The sequence below is a fragment of the Terrisporobacter mayombei genome (genome assembly GCF_020748465.1).
In the GTDB taxonomy this organism is placed as follows: domain Bacteria; phylum Bacillota; class Clostridia; order Peptostreptococcales; family Peptostreptococcaceae; genus Terrisporobacter; species Terrisporobacter mayombei.
In genome coordinates this window covers 1-456 of the sequence record NZ_JAHZMP010000223.1, presented here as the reverse complement: position 1 = coordinate 456, position 456 = coordinate 1, and the positions used below count along the sequence as shown (strand labels likewise).

The window sequence follows — 456 nt, the reverse complement described above, 5'->3', positions numbered from 1 at the left end:
GTTATTCACTTTCTTTTGTCGAATCTCTTATGACTAGTTCTGGTTTGAAAATCAATTCATCAAACGATTCTTTTTTATCTCCCTTTAAACAATTTATCAATATTTCACTGGCTTTATATCCTATATCATAAGATGGTTGTCTTACTGTGGTAAGAGAAGGACTTATTAGACTTGATGTTTGAATATCATCAAATCCCACATCACTCACATCATTTGGTATACTTAATCCTCTTTCTTTAAGACCTCTTATGACACCTATTGCAATCAAATCAATTGCACAAAATATTGCATCAAAATCGATCTTTTATAAATTTTTTATAAATTCTTGTCACCATTCAATCTTATATTTTCCTTCAAATACATAATCAGTATTGTAGCTTAAATTACACTCGATTAGAGCCTTTTTATATCCTTCTTATCTATCTATAGCTATTTCATTTTGAAGTGGACCACTTA

General features: G+C 29.2%; 1 protein-coding gene. It reads right to left on the bottom strand.

Going from position 1 to position 456, the window contains the following annotated elements:
- Window position 1: 1 nt before the first annotated feature.
- Window positions 2-286: a substrate-binding domain-containing protein gene (locus K0039_RS21265; protein ID WP_228106888.1), complete on the bottom strand. Its 285-nt coding sequence runs from the start codon at window positions 284-286 to the stop codon at window positions 2-4.
- Between the last annotated feature and the right edge of the window lie 170 nt (window positions 287-456).